Source organism: Dyella nitratireducens (genome assembly GCF_014642835.1).
Lineage (GTDB): Bacteria > Pseudomonadota > Gammaproteobacteria > Xanthomonadales > Rhodanobacteraceae > Dyella_B > Dyella_B nitratireducens.
This window is the reverse complement of record NZ_BMJA01000007.1, coordinates 126,713-149,796: the sequence shown is the minus strand read 5'-3', so window position 1 is coordinate 149,796 and position 23,084 is coordinate 126,713. Positions and strand designations below refer to the sequence as shown.

At 60.1% G+C, this 23,084-nt stretch carries 22 protein-coding genes; 11 read left to right on the top strand and 11 right to left on the bottom strand.

All coding sequences use genetic code 11. The features are described 5' to 3' along the window. Nucleotides 1–10: 10 nt before the first annotated feature. The 5 genes from IEX75_RS23780 to metG all read right to left on the bottom strand — a co-directional run bounded on the left by IEX75_RS23780 (nt 11) and on the right by metG (nt 7,533). A complete protein-coding gene (locus tag IEX75_RS23780) occupies nt 11–2,563 on the bottom strand; it encodes a TonB-dependent receptor domain-containing protein (RefSeq protein ID WP_229721065.1) in 2,553 nt (850 codons plus the stop codon). 412 nt (nt 2,564–2,975) lie between these two features. After that, the gene (locus IEX75_RS23775; RefSeq protein WP_229721064.1) at nt 2,976–4,031 is read right to left on the bottom strand and encodes a LacI family DNA-binding transcriptional regulator; all 1,056 of its coding nucleotides are present in this window, start codon (nt 4,029–4,031) and stop codon (nt 2,976–2,978) included. Nucleotides 4,032–4,164: 133 nt separating this feature from the next. Further along, on the bottom strand, nt 4,165–4,800 hold the full coding sequence (nth, locus tag IEX75_RS23770; RefSeq protein WP_188798507.1) for an endonuclease III: 636 nt from the start codon (nt 4,798–4,800) through the stop codon (nt 4,165–4,167). Next, complete coding sequence (locus tag IEX75_RS23765) at nt 4,797–5,399, bottom strand: RnfABCDGE type electron transport complex subunit B (RefSeq protein WP_188798557.1); 603 nt, start codon at nt 5,397–5,399, stop codon at nt 4,797–4,799. Before IEX75_RS23765 ends, nth begins: the two co-directional genes overlap by 4 nt. 46 nt (nt 5,400–5,445) lie before the next feature. Next, complete coding sequence (metG, locus tag IEX75_RS23760; RefSeq protein ID WP_188798506.1) at nt 5,446–7,533, bottom strand: methionine--tRNA ligase; 2,088 nt, start codon at nt 7,531–7,533, stop codon at nt 5,446–5,448. Nucleotides 7,534–7,684: 151 nt separating this feature from the next. Between metG and IEX75_RS23755 the strand changes: the two genes are divergently transcribed. Genes IEX75_RS23755 through IEX75_RS23745 form a run of 3 tightly spaced genes read left to right on the top strand, consistent with a single transcriptional unit; the run spans nt 7,685 to nt 10,297 of the window. Then, a complete protein-coding gene (locus tag IEX75_RS23755; protein WP_229721063.1) occupies nt 7,685–8,860 on the top strand; it encodes an MFS transporter in 1,176 nt (391 codons plus the stop codon). After that, nucleotides 8,860–9,501 (top strand): HAD family hydrolase, encoded by a 642-nt coding sequence (locus IEX75_RS23750; protein ID WP_188798504.1) that lies wholly within the window; start codon nt 8,860–8,862, stop codon nt 9,499–9,501. The genes IEX75_RS23755 and IEX75_RS23750 overlap by 1 nt, the downstream gene beginning before the upstream one ends. Next, nucleotides 9,494–10,297: a DeoR/GlpR family DNA-binding transcription regulator gene (locus IEX75_RS23745; protein ID WP_188798501.1), complete on the top strand. Its 804-nt coding sequence runs from the start codon at nt 9,494–9,496 to the stop codon at nt 10,295–10,297. Before IEX75_RS23750 ends, IEX75_RS23745 begins: the two co-directional genes overlap by 8 nt. Nucleotides 10,298–10,445: 148 nt before the next feature. Here IEX75_RS23745 and IEX75_RS23740 read toward each other — a convergent pair whose 3' ends face one another. Beyond that, nucleotides 10,446–12,248 carry an alkaline phosphatase family protein gene (locus tag IEX75_RS23740; RefSeq protein WP_188798499.1) on the bottom strand — a complete coding sequence of 601 codons (1,803 nt, stop codon included), beginning with the start codon at nt 12,246–12,248 and terminating at the stop codon, nt 10,446–10,448. 531 nt (nt 12,249–12,779) lie between these two features. On the opposite strand from IEX75_RS23740, the gene IEX75_RS23735 reads away from it, so the two are divergent. Continuing rightward, the gene (locus IEX75_RS23735; protein WP_229721062.1) at nt 12,780–14,291 is read left to right on the top strand and encodes a hypothetical protein; all 1,512 of its coding nucleotides are present in this window, start codon (nt 12,780–12,782) and stop codon (nt 14,289–14,291) included. Between the two features lie 52 nt (nt 14,292–14,343). Here IEX75_RS23735 and IEX75_RS23730 read toward each other — a convergent pair whose 3' ends face one another. Beyond that, complete coding sequence (locus tag IEX75_RS23730) at nt 14,344–14,790, bottom strand: DUF2147 domain-containing protein (RefSeq protein ID WP_188798497.1); 447 nt, start codon at nt 14,788–14,790, stop codon at nt 14,344–14,346. Nucleotides 14,791–14,937: 147 nt separating this feature from the next. Here IEX75_RS23730 and apbC point away from each other — a divergent pair, with 147 nt between their 5' ends. From apbC to IEX75_RS23710, 4 genes are all read left to right on the top strand, one after another. Continuing rightward, a complete protein-coding gene (gene apbC / locus IEX75_RS23725; RefSeq protein ID WP_188798495.1) occupies nt 14,938–16,032 on the top strand; it encodes an iron-sulfur cluster carrier protein ApbC in 1,095 nt (364 codons plus the stop codon). Continuing rightward, nucleotides 16,029–16,586: an NADPH-dependent FMN reductase gene (locus IEX75_RS23720; protein ID WP_188798493.1), complete on the top strand. Its 558-nt coding sequence runs from the start codon at nt 16,029–16,031 to the stop codon at nt 16,584–16,586. The genes apbC and IEX75_RS23720 overlap by 4 nt, the downstream gene beginning before the upstream one ends. A 99-nt stretch (nt 16,587–16,685) precedes the next feature. Further along, nucleotides 16,686–17,252 (top strand): dCTP deaminase, encoded by a 567-nt coding sequence (dcd, locus tag IEX75_RS23715; RefSeq protein WP_188798491.1) that lies wholly within the window; start codon nt 16,686–16,688, stop codon nt 17,250–17,252. Between the two features lie 85 nt (nt 17,253–17,337). Beyond that, nucleotides 17,338–17,874 (top strand): hypothetical protein, encoded by a 537-nt coding sequence (locus tag IEX75_RS23710; RefSeq protein WP_229721061.1) that lies wholly within the window; start codon nt 17,338–17,340, stop codon nt 17,872–17,874. Between the two features lie 55 nt (nt 17,875–17,929). Here IEX75_RS23710 and IEX75_RS23705 read toward each other — a convergent pair whose 3' ends face one another. Next, nucleotides 17,930–18,358, bottom strand: coding sequence for an HIT family protein (locus IEX75_RS23705; RefSeq protein ID WP_188798489.1), 429 nt, complete (start codon nt 18,356–18,358; stop codon nt 17,930–17,932). After that, the gene (locus IEX75_RS23700) at nt 18,355–19,029 is read right to left on the bottom strand and encodes a dienelactone hydrolase family protein (RefSeq protein WP_188798487.1); all 675 of its coding nucleotides are present in this window, start codon (nt 19,027–19,029) and stop codon (nt 18,355–18,357) included. Before IEX75_RS23700 ends, IEX75_RS23705 begins: the two co-directional genes overlap by 4 nt. 199 nt (nt 19,030–19,228) lie before the next feature. On the opposite strand from IEX75_RS23700, the gene IEX75_RS23695 reads away from it, so the two are divergent. Further along, nucleotides 19,229–20,008, top strand: a complete 780-nt coding sequence (locus IEX75_RS23695; protein ID WP_188798485.1) for a hypothetical protein — start codon at nt 19,229–19,231, stop codon at nt 20,006–20,008. Between the two features lie 90 nt (nt 20,009–20,098). Here IEX75_RS23695 and IEX75_RS23690 read toward each other — a convergent pair whose 3' ends face one another. Both IEX75_RS23690 and IEX75_RS23685 read right to left on the bottom strand, forming a co-directional pair. Continuing rightward, a complete protein-coding gene (locus tag IEX75_RS23690; RefSeq protein ID WP_188798483.1) occupies nt 20,099–20,392 on the bottom strand; it encodes an addiction module antidote protein in 294 nt (97 codons plus the stop codon). Nucleotides 20,393–20,395: 3 nt separating this feature from the next. Further along, nucleotides 20,396–20,692 (bottom strand): type II toxin-antitoxin system RelE/ParE family toxin, encoded by a 297-nt coding sequence (locus tag IEX75_RS23685; RefSeq protein WP_188798481.1) that lies wholly within the window; start codon nt 20,690–20,692, stop codon nt 20,396–20,398. Nucleotides 20,693–20,835: 143 nt separating this feature from the next. Between IEX75_RS23685 and rimO the strand changes: the two genes are divergently transcribed. Both rimO and IEX75_RS23675 read left to right on the top strand, forming a co-directional pair. Further along, entirely contained in the window at nt 20,836–22,197 is a 1,362-nt protein-coding gene (rimO, locus tag IEX75_RS23680; RefSeq protein ID WP_188798479.1) for a 30S ribosomal protein S12 methylthiotransferase RimO, read from the top strand. A 13-nt stretch (nt 22,198–22,210) separates the two neighbouring features. Further along, nucleotides 22,211–23,023: a DUF3025 domain-containing protein gene (locus tag IEX75_RS23675; RefSeq protein WP_188798477.1), complete on the top strand. Its 813-nt coding sequence runs from the start codon at nt 22,211–22,213 to the stop codon at nt 23,021–23,023. Nucleotides 23,024–23,084: the final 61 nt, after the last annotated feature.

The window sequence follows — 23,084 nt, the reverse complement described above, 5'->3', positions numbered from 1 at the left end:
TCCGATTTGCTCACAGGTGGTACTGCCAGTTGACATAGATGGTGCGGCCGAGAATCGAACGCGCGGTGTTGATGCCGTTGGCCGTCACCGTTTCAGGACTCGAGTCGATCTCGGTGAGGCCGATGGCATTGAACAAATTGTTGACGCTGAGCGATGCCGTCATCCGATCGTTGATGTCGTAGCTGACGTATGTATTTACCTGCGTGTAACCCGGCATCACCAAACCATTCGGGTCGGAGGCGTAGGACTTGGTGGTGCCGATCACCGTGGCGCCGACATTGAAGGCGTGCCAGCTGTAGCTCGGGCTGAACTGATACACCCAGTTCGCCTGGCGCTGCGGCACGTTGCCCACGTCGGCTGGTGTGATGGCGTCGGACACGATGCGCGAATGCGTATAGGTCATGCCGCCGGCAAGCGAGAAATGACCGTAGTTGTAGGAGCCCTCGAATTCAACACCGCGCGCGTGATAGTGGCGGCTGATGAACGGCTCGATCGTGGAGGTGACGTCCTCGTTCTGCTCCTGCGTATTGGCCATGAAGCCGGTGACGAACAGGCTGGTGTGCGCGGTGTTCCATTTCACGCCGCCTTCGTATTGCTTGACCACATTGACGCCGATGCCCTGCGGCACGCTGCCGTCGGAGAGAATACCGCCGCCGAACAACAAGCGATCTGAGTTGAAACGAGCGCCGCTGCTGGCGCGAAGGAACAGGGCAAGGTTCGAATCGATGGTGTAGTTGGTGCCAAACGAATACTCCAGGTGCGACTTGCTATAGTCGATCGGCGAGGTGGCGCCGCCGTACACCGGCACACTTTGCTCAGGTACGGAAATCACGCCGTTACCGTTCACATCGACCGTGGCGAGCTGGTTGGCGGCAACGTAATAGCCACTGCCGGTGATACGGTCGAAGCGCAAGCCGCCGTCGAAACGCCAAGGCCCGGTTTCCCAGGTCATGGATACGAAGGGCGCATCCATCATGTACTTGGCGTCGTAGTAGCGGTTGCAGGAGCCGCAGAAGCCAGGGGTGCCATAGGCCACCAGGCCGTTGTCGGTCATCAGCTTGCCGCTGGCGCTGTATACGTTCAGCAGTGCCGAATCCTGGCTTTGCACCGTTTGCAGGTACATGTTCCAGTGCCAGTCCTGCACCACGTTCTGTTGCGAGTGGTAGTAGCCGAATTGCAAGGTGCCCTTGCCGAAGTCCGTGTCGAAGGTGCGCGACAGGCTGATGTTGTTGGTGAAGTTGTCCATGTTCGGCAACGACACGTTGAACAGCGCCGTCTCGGAGGCAAGACCGTTGCCGCCCAGTGCAGCAGGATTGGTAACGCGTTTGCCCGCATTCGGACCGGTGGCATAGGTAAGGTAGGAACCTGCACCACCAATGCTGTCGGCGAGGGTCTGCGCACTTTCCACCGCGGTCGGATAGGGGCCGGTGAAGGCGCCGTAATTCTCGGCTGCGCGGAATTGCTCATGCAGCGTCCAGTCGTCACCCAGGGAAAACTTGCCTTCGCCGCCGATCGCATTCACGCGCGTGTGGTAGCCATCGCGAATATTCGTGTGGATCGTCTGGCCTTGTGCATTCAGCGCCGTGTCGCTGGTGAAGTAGGGTGACTGCAACACGCCGCTCTGGAGGTTGAAACCGGGAATGGAGCTGACATGAGGATCGCTGTTGCTGCCGGTGATCATGACCGGTACAGGCAGGTAGACCGGATCGTAGGTATCCGTGAATTGCAGATTCAGGCGCAGAAAGCCGCCGTCGATATCGTGGGTGATGTTGCCCATCAACTGGCCGCCGGACGACGACGTGTAGTCCGTATTCTTCTGGCCGTTGCCGTGCTGGATGAAACCACCGAAGTGATAGCGGGTGGACGCTGATAGCGGGCCACCGTAATCGAAATCGAGACGTTGATCATCGTACTGGCCCAGTCCGACGGTAAGCCCGATGTTGCCGCCTTGCGAGCTGCCATCCTTGGTGATGAAGTTGATGATCGCCCCCGGTGCATTGCTGGCAAACACCGACGAAGAGCCGCCGCGTACGGCTTCCACGTGATCGATGTTGTAGTCGGTGCGCAGGAAGGTATCGGGTGTGGCGAACGCCGTGTCGCCGAATTCCAGCACCGGCATGCCATCCACCTGGAACTGCACGAACTTGCTGCCGCCGGAGGCAACGGGAAGGCCGCGCACGGATACGTTCGCGTTACCGGCGCCACCCGACGATTCGGAGCGGATGCCTGGAATGGTGCGCAGCAGATCCGCTGCGTTCTGCACGCCGCTGGTCTGGATTTGTTCGCCATCGACCGTGCTGACCGAAATGCTGGAGTTCATTTCCGTGGATGGCAGCGGCGAACCGGTTACGACGACCTGTTGCAGGTTCACAGAGTTCTGCTTTTTGCCATTGTCCTTGCCGGATGCGTCGTTGCTGCTCGTTTGAGGGCTCGATGCCGTGGAGGCGGCGGCTTGCGGTGAGCTTGTATCGGTGGTGCCGGCCATGGCCTGAAACGATGCCGTGCACATCAGTGCGATAGCGACCGTCAGCGTGTTCCTGCGGAAGGTGGACAACGGATGCATGGTTTTCTCCCCAAAATTTTTGCACAGGGCGGCTCGCGCGGCCCTGGAGTGAATGCGTGGCCACGTTCGGCATCCCCGACCCATTGGCACGGAACGTCCCCGCGCCGTGCTGCCGGTGAAGGCAGTGGAGCCATTTTTATGCTTTTGCAATCGATTGCAATTTGCAGTGCAGCAAAAATTTCCAAAAAAATAGCGGTTTTATGCGTTATGGGTGACTAAGATGACATCGATTGCAAAAATTAGTCCTTTGGCTACTCGCCCCGGATACCTGGGTATCTATGTCTCGCCGAATGACGATGCGCTTTGAAATGGCATGGATGTGCAGCGCGGATTTGCGCTTATGTAGGTTGGGGTGCAAACCCCAACATCGTGCTCTATGCCTGCATGGCAATGTTGGGGTTTGCACCCCAACCTACTGGGCGCGTTGGCTGCTCTCGCGAACGATCAACTGCGTCGGCAGTTCATGCCCATGCGCTTCCGAAGTAGGCTCAAGCAGATCCAGCAAGGCATCGACCATGGCTTCCGCGCCCAGCTGAAACGGCTGGCGCACGGTGGTGAGCGAGGGATGGAAGTGTGCGGCGAAATCGACATCGTCGTAGCCAACTACCAGCACGTCCTTGGGTACATCGAGCCCGCGTTCACGCAAGGCACCGATGGCAGCCATCGCAAGCAGATCGCTTGCCGCGAACAGGGCATCAAAGGTGATGCCGCTGTCGATCCATTCCAGCGTGGCACGTCGTGCATCAGGCGCGAGAAACGGAACATCCTTGCGTAAAGCGGCATCGTGCTTGATGCCTTGCTTGCGGAGCGCGGCCGTAAAGCCGCGATAACGCTGCGCGACTTCAGGCAGATCGCGGTCACCGAGAAAGGCGACGCTGCGGCAACCCTGTGCCAGTAAATGCTCGCCGACCAGGCGCCCGCCGACCAGGTTCTGTCCACCCACGCAGCTATAGCGCTGATCCGGAAGCTGCGCACCCCATACCACCAGCGGCAGCTTGCGGTCTGCCATCGCGTTGAGCTGGTCGTGGTGGTGCCATTGGCCGACCAGGATGATGCCGGCGGTGCGCCCGCCGTCGACCAGGGTGCCAAGGGTGGTCAGCTGCTCGGCATCCATGCGCACCAGCAGCATCTCGTAATCGCGTTCGGTCAGTACGTCTGCCAACGCGCCGATCATTCCGTGCAGGAACGGGTCGGAGAAATTCTGCCGGCGATGTTTCTCATAGGGCACCACCACGGCGACGGTGCGATTGGTGCCGGAGCGCAAGTTCATCGCCAGCTGGTTGACGGTGTAGTTGAACTGGCTGGCGATCTGCTCGATGCGTTGCCGTGTTTCGTCATTCACCAGCCTGCTGCCCTTGAGGGCGCGCGACACGGTGGAGGTCGATACGCCGGCAAGACGGGCGATGTCGGCCATTTGCAGGCGGCCGGGGTGTTCGTTATCTGGCTTGCGGGATGGTTTGGCGGCCAAGACGGCACCTTCTGTCGCGCTGTTTGTGTGGCTCGTAGGTTGGGGTGCGAACCCCAACATCAGACTACAACGTTGCGATGGATGCGTGTGCGTGCGGATGAGTGCATGGTGATGTTGGGGTTTGCCCCCCAACTTACGCAGGCGTCTTGTCTTTGTACTTGCACAGATCGCGAATCACGCACTGCGGGCAATCCGGCTTGCGCGCCTTGCACACGTAGCGCCCGTGCAGAATGAGCCAGTGATGCGCGTCCTGCTTGAATTCCTTCGGCACCACTTTTTCCAGCTTGTCTTCCACCGCACGTACATCCTTGCCCGGCGCCAGGCCGGTGCGGTTGGAAACGCGGAAGATATGTGTGTCGACGGCAATGGTGTGATGGCCGAATGCGGTGTTGAGCACCACGTTGGCTGTCTTGCGTCCAACGCCAGGCAGCGCCTCGAGCGCGTCGCGGTTATCTGGCACCTCGCTACCGTATTGCTCCACCAGGATGCGGCACAGCGCGATGACATTCTTGGCCTTGGCGTTATACAGGCCAATGGTGTTGATGTAGCGCTTGAGTATCTCCTCGCCCATATCGAGGATCGCTTGTGGCGTATTGGCGATGGGGAAGAGCTTGCGCGTGGCCTTGTTGACGCCCACGTCGGTGGCTTGCGCGGATAGCACCACGGCTACCAGCAGTTCGAACGGCGTGGTGTAGGCCAGCTCCGTGGTGGGATGCGGATTAAGTTCGCGCAAGCGTGAGAACAGTTCGACTACATCCTCTTTCTTCACTGCTTGGGCTCCTGTTTTTTTGCCTTGGCGCGGGCAAGCGCGTCGAGCACGCTCTGGCTGGTGGTGTGCACCTGGGCTTTGCGCGCAGACAATTCTGCGTCGCGCTGCGCACGTTGTGCTTCCAGGCGTGCCTCGCGGCGCTGAAAATGCACACGTGCCATATCAGCATGCGTGGAATCATTCGCCTGCGCGGGCGACATCGGTTCAAGCACGATGCAGTCGACGGGGCAGGCGGGTACGCAGCGTTCACAGCCGGTGCAATCGTCCGCGATCACGGTGTGCATCAGCTTGTTCGCCCCGACGATGGCATCGACAGGACAGACTTGGATGCACTTGGTGCAGCCGATGCAATCGGCTTCGATGATGCGGGCCAGCGTACGAGGCTTTTCAACGCCGTTTGCCGGATTCAGTGGTAGCGGTGCGCGGCCGAGCAGGTCCGCGAGTTTGGCGATGCCGTCACTGCCGCCGGGTGGACACTGGTTGATCTTAGCTTCGCCGTTGGCGATCGCTTCCGCGTAAGGGCGGCAGCCATGGTAGCCGCATTGTTCGCATTGCGTTTGCGGCAGCAGGGCGTCGATGCGGTCAGCGAGAGTGGTCATGGCGAGATCAGCTCTCTCTCCCCTGTGGGGAAAGAGAGTCAATAATTCAGCGAACGGTTGCCCCAGGCTTCGCACCTTGATCTGCATCCAACAGGAACAGATCGCTGCCGCCTTCACCCGCCGACAAAATCATCCCTTCCGACACACCAAAGCGCATCTTGCGCGGCGCGAGATTGGCAATAAACACCACATTACGCCCCACCAGTTTTTCCGGCTCGCCGTACGCGGCGCGAATGCCGGAGAAAATCTGGCGCTTGCCGAGCGGGCCAGCGTCCAGTTCGAAACGCAGCAGCTTGTCCGAACCTTCCACGAACTCGCAGGCCAGCACCTTGCCGACGCGCAGGTCGAGCTTGGCGAAATCGTCGATGCTGATGAGGTTGGATTCGGTCGTGGTGACGGTAGCTTCGGTCATGGGCTTGCTGTCTTTCTTGGCGGGTTTCTTGGTTTCGGGCTCCGGTGCGGAGCCCAGCGATTCTTTCGAGGCTTCGACCATTGCTTCGATCAGCTTGGGATCGATGCGCGCCAGCAGTGGCTCGAAGGTGTGGATGGTGTGGTTGTGCAGCGTGGCGCAGGCTGCATCGAAATCGGCGATGGGCGCGGCGAGGAATTTCTCCGCCGCTTCCACCGTAACCGGCAGCACGGGTTTGAGCAGCCCGCCGAGCAGGCGGAACGCGGCTAGTGCGAACGAGCACACTTGATGCAGTTCGTCGCGCTGCGTTTCGTCTTTCGCCATCACCCATGGCGCCTTGGCGGCAATGTGGCCGTTGACCAAATCGGCAATCAGCACGAAGCGGCGCATGGCCTCGGCGAATTCGCCGGCCTCGTACAAGGCCGGCACGCCTTCGTAGTGCGAGATCAGTACGCTCCACAGTTCGTTCTGCTCCGGCGAGAAGTTCGCGGCCAATTGACCATGGAAGAACTTGTGCACGAAGCCCGCGGTGCGGCTGGCGATGTTCACCCACTTGCCGATGAGATGCGAATTGACGCGCTCCTCGAACGCCTTCAAGTCCAGATCCACATCCACCGGCGCATCGTTGAGCATGGTGGCGAAGTAATAGCGCAGGAACTCCGGATTCAAGCCGGCAGTGAGGTAGGTGCGCGCCTGGATGAAGGTGCCGCGCGACTTGGACATCTTCGCGCCGTTCACCGTGAGATAGCCGTTGACGTGCAGCGCCGTGGGCGTGCGGAACTGTGCGCCGTGCAGCATGGCCGGCCAGAACAAACCGTGGAAGTTGATGATGTCCTTGCCGATGAAGTGGTGCATTTCTGCGCCGCTGTTCGGTGCAAGAAAATCTTCGAACCTCACCCCGGCACGCTCGCACAGGTTCTTGAAGCCCGCCAGGTAACCGACCGGCGCATCCAGCCATACATAGAAAAACTTGCCTGGCGCATCGGGAATGGGAAAGCCGAAATAAGGCGCATCGCGCGAGATGTCCCAGTCTTTCAGGCCGCCATCCAGCCATTCCTTGAGCTTGGCCACCACGCCTGGGTTGGCTACCGGCTTGCCGTCGGTGAGTTTGCCGCTGAACCAGTTGCGCAAGAGTTCTTCGAATTTGCTCAGTTCGAAGAAGTAATGCTCCGAATCGCGCAGCACCGGCGTGGCGCCGGAAACCACCGAATACGGATTGATCAGGTCGGTAGGCGCATAGGTGGCGCCGCAGTTCTCGCAGTTGTCGCCGTACTGGTCTGGCGTGCCGCACTTGGGGCAGGTGCCCTTGATGTAGCGGTCCGGCAGAAACATCTGCTTGTCGGGGTCGAACAGTTGCTGGATGCTGCGCTTGGCGATGTAGCCGCTGTCGCGCAGGCGCGTGTAGATCAGCGAGGCCAGCTCGCGATTCTCTTCCGAATGCGTGGTGTAGTAGTTGTCGTAGCTGAAGTGGAAATCGGTGAAGTCCGCTTCATGGCTGGCGCGCATGTCGGCGATGAAGGCTTCCGGCGAGACACCCGCTTTTTCGGCCGCCAGCATGATCGGCGTGCCGTGCGCATCGTCCGCCGCCACGAAGTACACCTCGTTGCCCATCATCCGCTGTGAGCGGACCCAGATATCGGTCTGGATGTAGCCCAGCATGTGACCCAGGTGCAGCGGGCCGTTGGCGTAGGGCAGGGCATGGGTGACGAGCAGGCGTCGGGTCATGGGCGGCAGTGGCTCGAAATGGGCCGTGCATTATGGCATGCGGCGCCGCTTGCGCTCCGCGACGGCGTGGCATGGTCGCGGTTCCTGTACGTTTGCACGATGTTGCATGTTTGTGTACATTTATCCGCAATGCAGGCAAGACGGGCAAGCTGTGAAAACGACTCCTGAAACCGCCGCCGCGGGCAGCGGCGTAGCTTCGCTTCCCAGCGCACGGCGGGCGACGCGGCTGATCTTTCTGGTTTCCGGTATGGCCATGTCGGCCTGGGCGCCGATGGTGCCGTACGTCAAACTCCGTCTTGCACTGGACGATGCGCAATTGGGCACGGCGTTGTTGGCGTTCGGTGGTGGTTCGATGCTGTCGATGCCGTTCGTAGGTTGGCTGGCGCACCGGCTGGGCAATCGCGCCATGATCTTGAGCGCCGGTTTGTTGATGTGCCTTGCACTACCCGTACTTGCGCACGTGTCCAGTGTGGCGATGCTGGTGGGCACCTTGCTCTATTTCGGCGTGATGCTGGGCGCGGTGGATGTCGCCATGAACGCCTACGCGGTCGAGGTGGAACGCCGTAGCGGCGATCGCCTGATGTCCGGGTTCCATGGTCTTTTCAGCGTCGGCGGCTTGACGGGCGCCGCGTTGTTCAGTGGCTTGCTGGCGCTTGGATTGCCGTTGTCTGGCGCCGCTGTGACCCTCGCTGTTGCGCTCGCGCTGACCGTTCTGTGGTTGCGCGATGGTCTGCGCAGCGATGCGTCTGCACTCGGCATGGACGTCGAAAAGAAGGCCCAGCTCGGCATGCCGCATGCACACGCTTGGTTGCTGGGACTGTTGTGCTTCGTCAGCTTCATGGCGGAAGGCGCCATGCTGGACTGGAGTGCGGTGTTTCTGCGTGATGTGCGTGGTGTTGCGCCAGCATCGGCCGGTTTCGGCTATGCGTGCTTTTCGGTGGCGATGGCGGCAGGGCGTTTTTCCGGGGATCGGCTGATTGCGCGCCACAGTCCGGCGTGGGCTGTGCGTGTCGGCGCGGGCCTTGCCGTTGCGGGATTTTTACTGGTGGCGTGCGTGCCGCTGACGGTGGCCGCCTTGCTCGGCTTTGTGCTGATCGGCCTGGGGGCTTCCAACATTGTGCCGGTGATGTTCAGTGCGGCCGGACGCCTGGCCGGCACGCCGCCGGCCATCGCGATCGCTACCGTAACCACGCTGGGTTATGTGGGCTTGCTGAGTGGTCCGGCGTTGATCGGTTTCGTAGCGCATGCCAGCAGTTTGTCGACCGCTTTCGTCGCGGTGGCCGGCTTGCTGGTGCTGGTGGGTTTGTCGGCGAGGATAGTGCGGTGATGAGCAGACGTATCGATACAGTGATCTTCGATCTTGGGAACGTGCTGATCGGCTGGGACCCTCGGCGGTTGTATCGCCAACTGATTGAGGACGAAGTGCAGATGGAGTGGTTTCTGCGTGAGGTGTGCAACAGCGAATGGAACGAACAGCAGGATGCTGGCCGTCCGTGGGTCGAAGGTACCGCGTTGTTGCGTGCGAAGTTTCCCGAACATGCCGAGTTGATCGATGCCTATCACCTCCGCTGGAAGGAAACCTTGGTTGGCCCGATCGAAGGCAGCGTGGCGCTGCTGGCTGAGCTGAAAGCGCGCGGCGTGCGTCTGCTGGCGCTTACCAATTGGTCGCAGGAGACATTTCCGGTTGCGCAGCAGCTTTATCCGTTCCTGCAATGGTTCGAAGGCATCGTGGTATCTGGCGAAGAGCGCCTGGTGAAGCCCGATCCGCGTATCTATCAGTGTCTGTTGCAACGCTATGCAGTCGATCCTGCTACGGCGTTGTATATCGACGATTCCCAACGCAACGTAGCGGCGGCCGAAGCGCTGGGCATGGATGGTTGGTGGTTCCGCGATCCGGTCGGTTTGCGCGAACGCCTGGTGAAGTTGAGTTTGCTCGAACGTGACACGCGGGCGATCAGTCATGGCTAAGCTTGCGCCGACCATTGATCGGAATGCACTGCCTGAGGAACGTCAGCAGCGCATCCTCGCGCGGTTACGCAACGAGGGACGCGTGGTGGCCGCCGAGCTGGCGGAGGCGTTTGAAGTATCGGAGGATTCGATCCGGCGCGATCTGCGTGAACTTGCAGCGCAAGGCTTGTGCAAGCGCGTGTACGGTGGGGCACTGTTGCCTGCGGTCACTGTGACGCCACTCAAGCAGCGACGCACCGAACATCCGTTGCGCAAGCAAGCATTGGCACGCAAAGCCGTGAGTCTGGTGAAACCGGGCCAGACGTTGTTGATCGACGCCGGCACCACCAATGCTGCCATTGCGGCGGCGCTTCCCGTCGGCGCCGGGCTTACGGTGATCACCAATGCGCCGCATATCGCGCAGCTGTTGTTGGACCGCGAAGGATTTGAAGTGCTGCTGATTGGTGGCCGTGTTGTTCCCTCGATCGGCGGCGCGATTGGCGCGCAAGCCGTAGAGCAGGTGAAAAGAATGCGCGCGGACCTGTGTTTTCCAGGCGCCTGCGCGATTGATGCCGCGCACGGCTTGTGGGGTTTCGACAGCGAGGAAACGCTGTTCAAGCGCGCCATGATCGACGCCAGCGACGAAACCGTGGTGGTGGCTACCGATGACAAGCTCGGCGCGGTGGCAGCGCATCAAGTCGCCGAACTCGCGCGTGTGCAACACCTTGTTGTCGAGCACTCGGCGGACCGCGCGACGCGTGCCGCGTTTGCGGCGCATGGCGTGATGGTGCATCGAGCGGAAGCAGTGTCCGGCTGATAGTAGGTTGGGGTGCAAACCCCAACATAGCGGTCCACATCAACCAATGATGTTGGGGTTTGCACCCCAACCTACGAGTTTTCTGGCAATACTCTATGGCCTAGGCAAGCCAGCTCCCTCTCCCCAAAGGGGAGAAGGAGCGTGTCACTTACGGATTCGTCACCGTCAACGTAACCGGCCCCGCCAACACGGTATAGCCATTGTTGTAGCAGTACCACACGTTGTACGTACCCGGCGAAAGGCTGGAGGTATCGAACGTCACCGTGCCACTGCCGTTCGGCGCGTACTGCCAACTGGTCGACGAGCCATTGCCTGGACTGCTGCCCGGCGCATAGATGCCAATCCAGTTGTCGCCATTGAGTTTGCTGGCTGGCGTGGCGTAGTCGACGTGCACATAAGTGCCCTTGCTCACATTCGGCATGCTGTTGGCGAGGCTGGGCGTGGTGATGGCCTGCGTTGCGACAAAGGCATCGTTGATAGGCTGGGCGTACTGATCGTTGTGCGTGAGCGAGGCAATGCCAAGCACATTCTCGATAGTGCGGCCGACGCTGTAGTGGTTGTAGCTGGTGTTGCTGACGTAGCCGGCCTGCACTGCACCAGGCGAGCCGACCAGAATGGTGGCGATGTGGTTGCCGGTGGAAGATGCCGATTCGTCCCAGGTAAGGATCAGCAGCGAGCGCTGTTGCGTCCACGCAGGCGAGTTGAAGATTGGTTGCAGGGTCTGTTGCAGCCAGCCGTTCTGCACCTGCAGACTTTGAGCGGAACCATCACCGGACGATTCGCCATCGTAATAGTCATCGGCGGCAATCCAGGAGAAATTCGGCGTGGTGGCTGCCGATTGCAGATCGGTAATCAGCTGCGTGGTATCGAACAGATGTGCGGCGCAACGCGTGGGATTGGACGAAATGTTGGTGAAGTTGATGAACGGCGCATCGTCCGGTTCGTAGTAGCTGTCGTTATTGTTGCTGGTATTGCACGGCGTGCCCATGCCTTGTTCGTAGGCCTTCCAGGTTTTGCCGGCCGCTTCGAGTTCATCGCCAATGTGTTGCGCGGTTACCTTGATATTCGGGTAGTAGATGGCGCCCTGCACGAAGGTATTGCCGCCGGCGATCGCCAGATAGTTTTCATCGCTGGGATGGTAGACGCCGCTGTAGTTGTCCAGCAGCGTGCCTTGACTTGCGAGGCTGTTGATGAAGGGTGCATCGGTGGTGTCGCCGATCACTTCGTCGTAGTTGGTGTTTTCCATCATCACCATGAAGACGTGATCGAATGCTGGTACTTGCGAGGCCGGAGCCTGCAAGATGGGTGCGGTGACCGGTGTAGACAGCGTCAGCGAGAGATTGTCGGCATAGCCGATGTTGTACGACGCCGACGTGTCGTTGAACTGCAGCAGCACCGAGATCGTGCGTGTGCCTGACGGCACGTTGCCGGTGGTGGATTTGGCGATGAAGCCAGTCTTATCGCTACGCGCGGACGCATTCACGCCAGCCAGTTGCGTCGGCGAGCCGAGTGGATTGCCGTTGGCGTCGAGGAAGATGGCGGTGACTACGGCTTGCCCGTTGTACGTCGTGTAGCCACCCAGCCAGCCAGAAAGCGTGTAAGTGATGTTGCCGCCGTCGATGGCGTTGGCTGCGCTGGAAACATCCACATTCTGGCGCAGCGCGGAATCCCCATACGGACCATCGGCAATGAACGCATTGCCGCCCGATGCATTGCCTGGTGTGCTGAAGCTGCTGATCGAATAGCAGACCACCGACGGATTGCCTTGCGTCACCGTCCAGCCCGGCACGGTATTCACCGCAGACCAGTCGGTGGTGCAAGTGCCTGCTTCACCATCGCCATTCACCAGCAAGTTACCGCTGTCAGCGGCAAATGCCGGCTTGCTGCACAAGCCGCTCAGACAAGCTGCCGCAAGCATTCCCCATACGATCGATCGACGTGCGTCTCGCATACATCCACCCTTGTTGTTGTGAGAAGGGCGAGACAGTGCAGGGCTGCGATTGCGAATGCGCGACGTTGTGATGACAAGGTGCGAGTTGTTGGTGCGTAGTGCGACGTGCGATGTGACGAAGCTGTGAAGCTGCAAGTTTGACGAAGGTTTGCAGGTTGGTGTTGTGAGCCCTGACATCGCCATCCATGACCGACATGGCCATGTCGGGATTCGCAACCTGCGAGTTGCGCCGAGCACAACAGATGCGACGATGTGCGTGAAGATGCGCACAGCATGTCTTTGTCATCAGATTTTGTGCACAGCATGCTCATGACAATTCTGCGCGAAGCTTGTGAAAGTCTGCACACTTTGGTTTCTCTTCGCTTCTCCATGGCAATGCTGCTGGTTATGCTCCGCCCACGAATGAAGTAGCGCACTTCATCGCCACACAGCTTCAACAGCTCCACTGAAAGCATTCATAGGAACGTCGGCGTCGCCGACGGCGGAATCGTGTACGCGATTGATAGCTTTTCCCACGAAGTGAGGTGTCTGATGGCAACAAAATCGATGGATCTCTGCCAGCGTCGGAGTTGGCACTCCTTGCGTCATCTGTGCATGCCGCTCTGCGTATTCATGCTGGGAGTCGGCAGCATTCCGGCTGCCGTGGCCGGCACGGCGAGCGCCCAGGTGACTGTGAATACGGGCAAGGTGCTCAGCTCCGTGTCGCTTTATGCGCTCGGCGTCAATACGGCGGTATGGGATGGACATTTGCAGGATGCAGGCGTTGCGAATCTGCTGCGTACGGATGGCGTGGGAGTCATGCGCTATCCCGGCGGCTCTACCGCCGACAATTTCCACTGGCAGAGCAACACGCTTGACGATAGCGGCAGCAATGCGGGATCGACGGCGTTCGACCAATTCATGCAAGTGGCGCAACAAGTGGGCGCGTCGCCGATCATCACTGTGAATTATGGTTCCGGCAGCCCTGCCGAAGCGGCGGCGTGGGTGAAGTACGCGAATATCACCAAGCACTACAACATCCACTATTGGGAAATCGGCAACGAGCTGTATGGCAATGGCACCTATGGCTCAAGCTGGGAACGGGATCTGCACGCCCAGAAAGGCCCCGCCGCTTATGCGAGCAATGCGTTGCAGTTCATCCAGGCCATGAAGGCGGTCGATCCATCGATTCAGGTTGGTCTGGTGCTTACCGCGCCCGGCAATTGGCCCGATGGGCAGACCAGTGGCAGCTCGCCCCAGCCCTGGAACGACACCGTGTTGCAAACGGCTTGTTCAAGTGCGGATTTCGTGAGCATCCATTGGTATCCGCAAGGGCCGTGGGGTGAATCCGACGCGGGTCTGCTGACTGCACCTCGCGACGGCGAAAGCACGTCCGTCAGCAGTACGCCCAGCATTCCCTCGATGGTTTCAACGCTGCACTCCAAACTCAGCCAGTATTGCGGTGCGCATGCCAGCAGCGTGCGGATCATGACCACCGAATCCAATGCGGTTTCGTACAACCCCGGCAAACAGACCACCAGCCTGGTCAACGCGCTCTATCTTGCCGAGGACTATATGACCTGGCTGGCGAACGGCGTGATCAATGTTGATTGGTGGACGACCCACAACAGCGAGGCGACCGGTAACAACAACGGCGCCAACCTGTATGGCACCAACAACTATGGCGACTATGGCCTGCTCTCTGATGGCGGCAGCAACGAGCCGTCGGTCAATACGCCATTCCCTGCGTACTATGGCTTGCAGATCGTTGGCAAGGTGGTCGGGCCGCATGACCACATCGTGGCGGCGTCATCCAACCAGGGCCTGGTCCAGGTGCATGCGGTCAAGAAGTTGAATGGTTCGGTGGCGGTGCTGCTGGTCAATACCGACCCAAGCAGCACGTACAACGTTTCCATTACCGGCGTGCCGGGCGGGTTTACCACGGCAAGCATCTATACCTACGGTGAAAACAGTGCGGCGGTAGGTGTTGCGCAAGCCAGTGCGAGCAAGGCCGCCACCCAGGCCGTTGCGCCTTATTCGTTGACCGCGGTGGTGTTCCATTGATGGATTAGACGGCTTGCAGGCCGTGCCCCTCTCCCTTCAAGGGAGAGGGGTTTTACTGCATGCGCTCCCACACTTGGCTACGGCCAAGCAGCGAAAAGCCGATGTACCCGTGCACGTCCAACTTCTGTCCGCCATCGGTCAGGCTCAGCTTCACGCTGTACACCTTGCCGTTCTTCGGATCGAGGATCTTGCCGCCGTCCCACACGTCGCCGTCCTTGCTGACGTTCCACATGACGACCATGCCTTCGATCGGCTGATCTTTACGCTCACCGTCGCACTTCCTGCAGATCGGGTGCGGGCCGTCGTCGGAAAGCAGCACCTGTAGCACCTTGGCTTGCAGTTTGCCGTTGTCGTCGGTGATCTGGATGATGGACTTGGGCTTGCCGGTGACGTCGTCGATCTGCCGCCAGGTGCCCACCGGCGTGTCGTTGGCGGCCCAGGCAACGGCCGAACCCAGCAGCAGACAAGCGGCGACGGCGAACTGCGACAGACGTTTCATGATGAAAGGCTCCCTACGTTGGCGTATGGTGCAGCGTGCCGAGCGCCAGTCGAATCGGTCAAGCTGCATTGCGCAAACGCGCCATGACGACGAGTCATCAGCCCCTGCTGGCATAATTGCACGTCCTCACCATAGCTCCTTTCTTCAATGACGCAGGCGAACGAAGCCCTGGTACGCCAGATTCTTGGCGACCTTATCGACCCCCACACCGGTGCCCCCTTGGCTGAATCCATCCGCGCCGTCGGCGTGGACGGCGCCAGGGTCTCGGTGGATATCCAGCTCGGCTACCCGGCCGTCGGCGCTGGCGAATCGCTGGCTGCGCAGGCCAAGCAGGCACTGGAGGCGGACGCGGCGATCGAGGCAGCGGTGATCTCCCTCTCCAGCCGCATTCATGCGCACAAAGTGCAGGGCACGCTGGCGCCGCTGCCGAACGTGAAAAACATCATCGCGGTGGCGTCCGGCAAGGGCGGTGTAGGCAAGTCCACGGTGGCGGTGAACCTCGCGCTGGCCTTGGTGGCGGAAGGTGCCAAGGTCGGCATTCTCGATGCCGACATTTATGGTCCGAGCCAGCCGCGCATGCTCGGTATCCAGGGCCGGCCCGAATCGCCGGACGGCAAGACCATCACGCCGATGACCGCGCACGGCCTGCAGGCGATGTCGATCGGTTTTCTGGTTGACGAGGAAACACCGATGATCTGGCGTGGCCCGATGGTGACCCAGGCGATGATGCAACTGCTCGGCGACACGCGCTGGGACATGCTCGATTACCTCGTGATCGATCTGCCGCCGGGTACGGGCGACATCCAGCTCACGCTGTCGCAGAAGGTGCCGGTGGCAGGCGCGGTCATCGTCACCACGCCGCAAGACATTGCGCTGCTCGATGCGCGCAAGGCGCTGAAGATGTTCGAGAAGGTGGAAGTGCCGGTGCTCGGCATCGTCGAGAATATGGCGACGCACGTGTGCACGAACTGCGGCCATGAGGAACATATCTTCGGTGCGGGTGGTGGCGAGCGTATGGCGGAGCAGTACCAGGTACCGTACCTGGGGTCGTTGCCGCTGGACATCCGTATCCGCGAACAGGCCGACGGCGGCCATCCCACTGTGGCGGCGATGCCTGATTCGGAGCTGGCCGCGCGCTATCGCGAGATTGCACGCAATACCGCTGGCCGGCTCGCACGCCAGCCGCGCAACAAATCGCTGGGACTGGGCAAGATTGTCGTGCAGGGCCAACCCGCGGCATGAGCGCCGCGCGGCAGGTGCTTTGTCTTTCGGGTAGTCTGCGGCGCGTTTCATCCAATACCGCCGCGTTGCTCGCTGCACGCGAGTTGGCGCAGCCGGGGCTCTCGCTTGCGTTGTACACGGGTCTCGGCACGTTGCCGCTGTTCAATCCTGATGATGAGAGTGAAGGCGTGCCTGTGGTCGTCCAGGAATTGCGCGCGGCGGTCGGGCAAAGCGATGCGTTGCTGATCGCCTGTCCCGAATACGCCCACGGCGTGCCCGGTGCGTTCAAGAATCTGCTGGACTGGCTGGTGGGTAGCCTGGAATTTCCCAATAAGCCGGTGCTGCTGATCAACGCTTCGGCGCGCGGCTCGCATCATGCGCAGGACGCGCTGTGCGAAATCTTGCGAACCATGTCGGCACGCCTGCTTTCGCCGGAGCCGCTGACCGTGGCGCTGCCTGGCAGCGGTTGCATGCCGGCGCAAGTATTGGCGAGCCCGGCACGCTGCATGGAGCTGAGCACCGTGCTGGCCTGCTTGTCCGCGGGGCTGGACGCCTGCCCGGCCCCCGCGCCCTGAGCGGCTTGGTGCCGATCTGGCGCAACGCCCCATTCACCATGTATTTTTGCCGCTTTGCGCCCGGAGCAGCCGGGCGCGGCAGGTAGCACCGGAGTCCGCGTGAGCATCAAATCTGACAAGTGGATCCGCCGCATGGCGGAACAGCAAGGCATGATCGAGCCGTTCGAGCCAGGGCAGGTCAAGCTGCGCGGCGGCAACAAACTGGTGTCGTATGGCACCTCCAGCTACGGCTACGACGTGCGTTGCGCGCGCGAATTCAAGATCTTTACCAACATCAACTCGACCATCGTCGATCCCAAGGCTTTCGATCCGACCAGTTTCGTGGACGTGGAAGCGGATGTGTGCATCATCCCGCCCAATTCTTTCGCGCTGGCACGCACGGTCGAGTTCTTTCGCATTCCCCGGCAGGTGCTGACGGTATGCCTGGGCAAGAGCACCTATGCGCGCTGCGGCATCATCGTGAACGTGACGCCGCTGGAGCCGGAATGGGAGGGCCACGTGACGTTGGAGTTCTCCAACACCACGCCGCTGCCGGCCAAGATCTATGCCAACGAAGGCGTGGCGCAGATGCTGTTTTTCGAATCCGATGAGGAATGTGAAACCAGCTACAAGGACCGTGGCGGCAAGTACCAGGGCCAGCAGGGTGTGACCTTGCCGCGCACCTGAACACGCCGCTTACTCACCTCATCCACCTTCATCCGGCGGCGCTACACTTGCCTGGCTTCGCTGATATTCGCAGGAGATCTAAGCAATGATCCGTCTTTCCACGCTGTCAACCCGTGGTGCCGCCGTCCTTATGTTCGGCAGCCTGCTGGTGCTTGGCGGTTGCCATCGCGGCGCGTCCAAGGACGACACGGTGAAGACCACGCAGACCCAAAGCCAGTTCGACATGACCATGAAGGCTTATAAGAATGGTCAGTTCCTGATTGATGGTGCCGTGGTTTCCGCGCTCGACGCTGGCAGCCATTTCTCGTATCTGAAGGACACGGGCAGGCTGCCCAAGACAGTGCTGCTGCTGCCTAGCGATGATTCGAAGATCCGCAAGCAGCATTTGCAGTACATGGCGCGCTTGCAGCTCGATTACGGCTTCGTCGTTTACTACGACGACGGCGGCAAGCTGGCACGCATCAACCCGGTGGAGACCAAGGCACGCGCGCTGGAGGATTACCATGCGCCAGCCAGCGCTCCGAGCAGCGATACCGCCAAGGATGCCAGCGGCAAGTCCTACGGTGGTGACCAGGGTGGTGGTGACTCATCCTCCGCTTCCGATTCCTCCGGCGGTCACTGATACCGGATCCGGCCATCGATGAAAGATAGAGCGCCTGTCATCGACAGGCGCTTTTTTATGCAAGGCTGGATGAGGCGAGCTGCTGCCGCAGGCGCTGCACGAGCGACAAGAGCTCATCGCCACCATAAGGTTTTGCCGCGCCGCTTCCCCATACCGGTCCTGGCCACGCTGCGTCACCTTCCTTGCGCGCGACGACGTGCACGTGCAATTGCCGCACGATATTGCCAAGTGCGCCGAGGTTGAGCTTGTCGCATGGAACAACCTCGCGCAGCGCCGCTGCGGCATGGTTGATCTCCTGCCATAACCGTTCGCGCGCCCGCTCGGGCAGGTCGAGTATTTCCGCGCAACCGGCGACTCGCGGTACCAGGATCAGCCATGCAAAGCGTGCATCGTTCATCAGCAGCACATCGCACAGAGGCAGCTTGGCGATGTGCTGCGTGTCTGCTTGCAACCTTGGATCGAGTTCGAAACCGGTGCCGCTCATGCGTGGGCCAGATACTTGTCGAAGAACGCCATCGTACGCTGCAGCGCCAGTTCGGCGCTTGGCTGGTGGTAGTGGCTGGGATCGATGTCGCGGTTGAACGCATGGCCGGCGCCGGGATAGCTGTAGACGTCCATCTGCGGGAGCATCTCGCGGTGCTTGGCCACCATCTCGGGTGGAATGGATTTGTCTTCTTCGCCGAAGTGAAACATCACCGGTGCCTTCGGCTGTTCGCCAAGAAATGGCACGTTGCGTGCGCCGTAATAGCTCACGGAAGGCAGTCCCAAGCGGATGGCTGAAAGAAACGCCACCGTGCCGCCCCAGCAATAGCCCACGCTGCCAATCTTGCCGGCGGACTGGATGGCTTCAGCGGCGCTGGCGACGTCTTCCACCGCGCGATCCAGTCCAAGTTCCATCACCAGCTGCCGCCCCTTGGCCATGCTCTGATCGGAGTATTCCAGTTCGACATCGGTCTCCAGGTGGTCGAAAAACGCAGGTGCCACCGTGGTGTAGCCCATGGCAGCAAAGCGATCCGCCACGCTGCGAACATGCGCATTCACACCGAAGATTTCCTGGATGACGACCAAGCCGCCCTTGGGCTTGCCGTGCGCTTCGGCCAGGTAGGCGCCGATGCATTGCGTGCCGCTGGTGGGAAGGTTGATGTGCTTGCCCATGTCGAACTTCCTTGAGCTGGATAGGGATACCGTTACGTGAGGCGCATAGTATGAAGCTTGCGCGCAAGCGGTGCGGGTTTGGCGTGCAATCCGCATGAAGCGGGCATGTTTGTTTTTGCTGGCATGCGTCATGCCGTCATAAGTAAGATCGGCGGCGTTGTGTGTTGTCGCCGATTTATCTTGCGAACAGAGGATGTCCATGCTCCCCAATTCCGCGCTTCAGTCCATGAATGTGCTCTGGGCCACGCCCAGCTACGTATCCGCGGTATCGATGCATTACGTCACCAGCATGTTCGAGCTGACTCATGAATCCATCCGGCTCGGGCTGAAATCATCGCTCAACATGTATGCCGACAGCCTCGTCACGCGCGGTAGAAACGAGATCGTGAAGTTCTTTTTGATGCACGAGGAATACACGCATCTGTTCTGGATCGATGCGGACATCTCATTCAAACCCCAGGCGGCGATCCGCCTGTTGCTGTCCGACTACGACGTGGCGGCAGGCGTATATCCGCTCAAACGCTTCAACTGGCCCGTGGACGGCGTGCCCGCAGGTACCACGCGCGAGCTGTTCGAGTCGCTATACACCGACTACCCCTTGAATGCCGTGGGCCACGGCGCCGAACCGCTGCAGAAGTTCATGAACGACGACGGCTTTGTCGAAGTGGCTGAGGCGCCCACCGGTTTCATGGTGATCAAGCGCGACGTGTTGACCAAGATGATGAAAGCCTATCCGGAATTGAACTATCGGCCGGACGGGCCGCCTGACAACCCGCAGCAACCGTATTACTGGCTGTTTTTCGACTGCATGGTCGATCCGGATTCGCGCCGCTACCTCTCCGAGGACTACGCCTTCTGCCGCCGCTGGCGCGATATCGGCGGCAAGGTTTTTGCGGACATGCAATCCGATCTCGGTCACCTCGGGCAACACATCTTCCGTGGCAACCTGGCTGAAAGTATTCGGCTGCGGAATACCTGATCCGTCGAGATCGCTACAAAACGCCGGAAAGGAAGGCTGACTGAAATAGCTGTTTTTCCAAACGCCTGTTTCGGATGGCAGGCGTCAGCATCAACGGGTGATATGTTGTTTGACCGTTATATCGAGACCGAGAACGTCCAGAACCGAGAGCATAGTCTTGAGAGTTGGATTGCCATCTTCGCTAAGCATCCGATAGAGCGCGCCACGCGCAAGGCCTGTTTCCTTCGATACCTGCAACATGCCCTTTGCACGTGCTGCAACGCCAAGGCAGTAGGCGATGTGTCCTGGGTCTTTGGTCTCGAACGCTTCGGCTAAGAAGAACTCAATAGCCTCATCCGAGGTAAGGAGTTCGGCAAGGTCAAGTTTGGTGAATTTCTCGGTCATTCGTTATGGACTCCATGATTCGGCGAGTTTCTTGGCGAGGGTGATGTCCTTGTCTTGTGTGCTTTTGTCACCACCGCACAGCAGAACGATGATTGCGCTGTCGATACGCTTGAAATAGACGCGATAGCCAGGCCCGTAATGAATGCGAAGCTCGCCGACACCTTCGCCAACTGGCTTTACGTCGCCCGGGAGTCCGTTGACCAAGCGGGCAAGGCGAACAGCAATGACGGCTTCGGCGCGTACATCCTTGAGTCCCTTGCGCCACTTTTTGAAGGTGTCCGTTTCAATCAACTCCATCATGTGGATACTGTCATATATATGTGACATTGTGTCAATGCCAGCGCTCACCGCGGCAAAGCACTGGAAAGGGAGGCAGGCTAAAATGCCGGTTTTTCGGCTTCTGCCCCACCTCTAGGCGCCTGCTCGGCGCTACGGATCGAATAGTGAAAAATTCTTTAAAGTCAACCACTAAACACGTTGACGCGACCAGCGGTGCTACCCCCAAGGTGGGATTTGTTTCGCTTGGCTGCCCCAAAGCATTGGTCGATTCCGAGCGCATCCTCACTCAGCTGAAGGTTGAGGGTTACGAGATCGTTCCCAGCTACGACGCAGCCGACGCGGTGGTGGTGAACACCTGCGGCTTTATCGATGCCGCCGTGCAGGAGTCGTTGGATGCGATTGGTGAGGCCTTGCACGAGAACGGCAAGGTGATCGTCACCGGTTGCCTGGGCAAGCGCTCCGAATTGATCAAGGAAGCGTATCCGGATGTGCTGTCCATCTCCGGCCCTCAGGATTACGCCAGTGTGATGCACGCCGTGCACGCGGCATTGCCGCCGAAGCGTCATCCTCTGTTGGACATCATTCCTGATACCGGTATCAAGCTGACGCCGAAACACTACGCGTATCTGAAGATTTCCGAAGGCTGCAATCATCGCTGCAGCTTCTGCATCATTCCTTCGATGCGCGGTGATCTGGTGTCGCGGCCGGTGGATGAAGTGCTGGTCGAAGCCGAGCGCCTGGTGAAGGGCGGCGTGAAGGAGTTGCTGGTGATCTCGCAGGACACCAGCGCCTATGGTGTGGACGTCAAATACGCGGACCGCAGCTGGCGCGAGAAGCGTTATCGCACACGTATGACCGATTTGTGCGAAGGGCTGGCCGAACTCGGCGTGTGGACGCGCTTGCATTACGTCTATCCGTATCCGCACGTGGACGAAGTGATGCCGTTGATGGCGGAAGGGAAAATCCTGCCGTACCTCGACATTCCGTTCCAGCACGCCAGCCCGCGCATCCTCAAGCTGATGAAGCGGCCCGGCAATATCGACAAGACGCTGGAGCGCATTCAGAACTGGCGCAAGCAGGTGCCGGATCTCACGCTGCGCAGTACTTTCATCGTCGGCTTTCCGGGAGAGACCGATGCGGAGTTCGAGGAATTGCTCGACTTCCTGCGCGAAGCAGAACTCGATCGCGTAGGTGCGTTCACCTACTCACCGGTGGATGGTGCCAAAGCTAACGAACTCCCCAACCCGGTGCCGGAAGAACTGAAGGAAGACCGCCTGGAACAGTTCATGGCGGTGCAGGCTGAGGTTTCCGCGGCGAAGCTCAAGCGCAAGATCGGACGTACCATCAAGGTGCTGGTCGACGGCGCAAGCGCCGAAGGCGCTGTCGCGCGTTCGGCAGCCGATGCACCGGAGATCGATGGTGTGGTCCATATCAGCAATGGGCAACAGCTGAAGCCGGGTCAGTTCGTGGACGTGGTGGTCGAGTCCGCGGATGAGCACGATTTGCACGCGGCGCTCATCAACTGATCTTCATGTAACCATGCGTTATGTCGCGCCAGCGCGGGAGGCGGTCGATCCGGTCGTCTTCACGCATGCGCCATTGAGCGGCTGGTGCGAATACGCCGAATGGCTGCGAGGGTCAGGTTGGCCATCGATCGACGAACTCAATGCACGCTGGCCGAAGGATACTGGCGAGCGCTTCGTTGCGCAGACACGAGTCTTGCTCGAAGACGGGCTGCACTACGAGGAGCGCATTGCGACGCGTGGTCTGATCGCCACGCGCGAAGCCAATTGGCATGACTTGTTCAACGCGATGATCTGGCTGCGCTATCCGCAGCTCAAGCGCGCCCTTAACCGCCAACAGATGGCCGAGATCGCACAGATCGGGCGACGTGAACGTTCGCGCCCGCAATGCGCGCAGACACACTTTGACGAAGCTGGCGTTATCGCGGTCGTCAAAGATCCACAGTTGCTGGAGCTGTGGGACCGGCATGACTGGCATGGCTTGTTCTGGCGTCGTCGTTCGGCATGGTTGGACGGCTCGATCGTGGTGGCGTTGTTCGGCCATGCTTTGCTGGAGCATGCATTGACGCCGGGCAAGCTGCTGGTGGGTAAGGCACTGGTGGTGATGGCAGAGCAAGGAAAAGGTAGCGCAGAGGCGGTTGCCTGCTGCGCGGAGGCCATTGCTGAAGCGCATTGGCTGCGCGATCCGCTGGAGTTGCGGCCGTTGCCGCTGTCGGGTATTCCGGGGTGGCATGCAGGCAATGGAGAGGAAGCCTTTCATCGCCATGCGGCTTGCTATCAACCGTTGCGTGAAGGCCGGCGGTATCCCGCGCCGCTTCGCATCGCGTAGGTTGGGGTGCAAACCCCAACATGACGATGTCGGCATAGGGCGCGACGTTGGGGTTTGCACC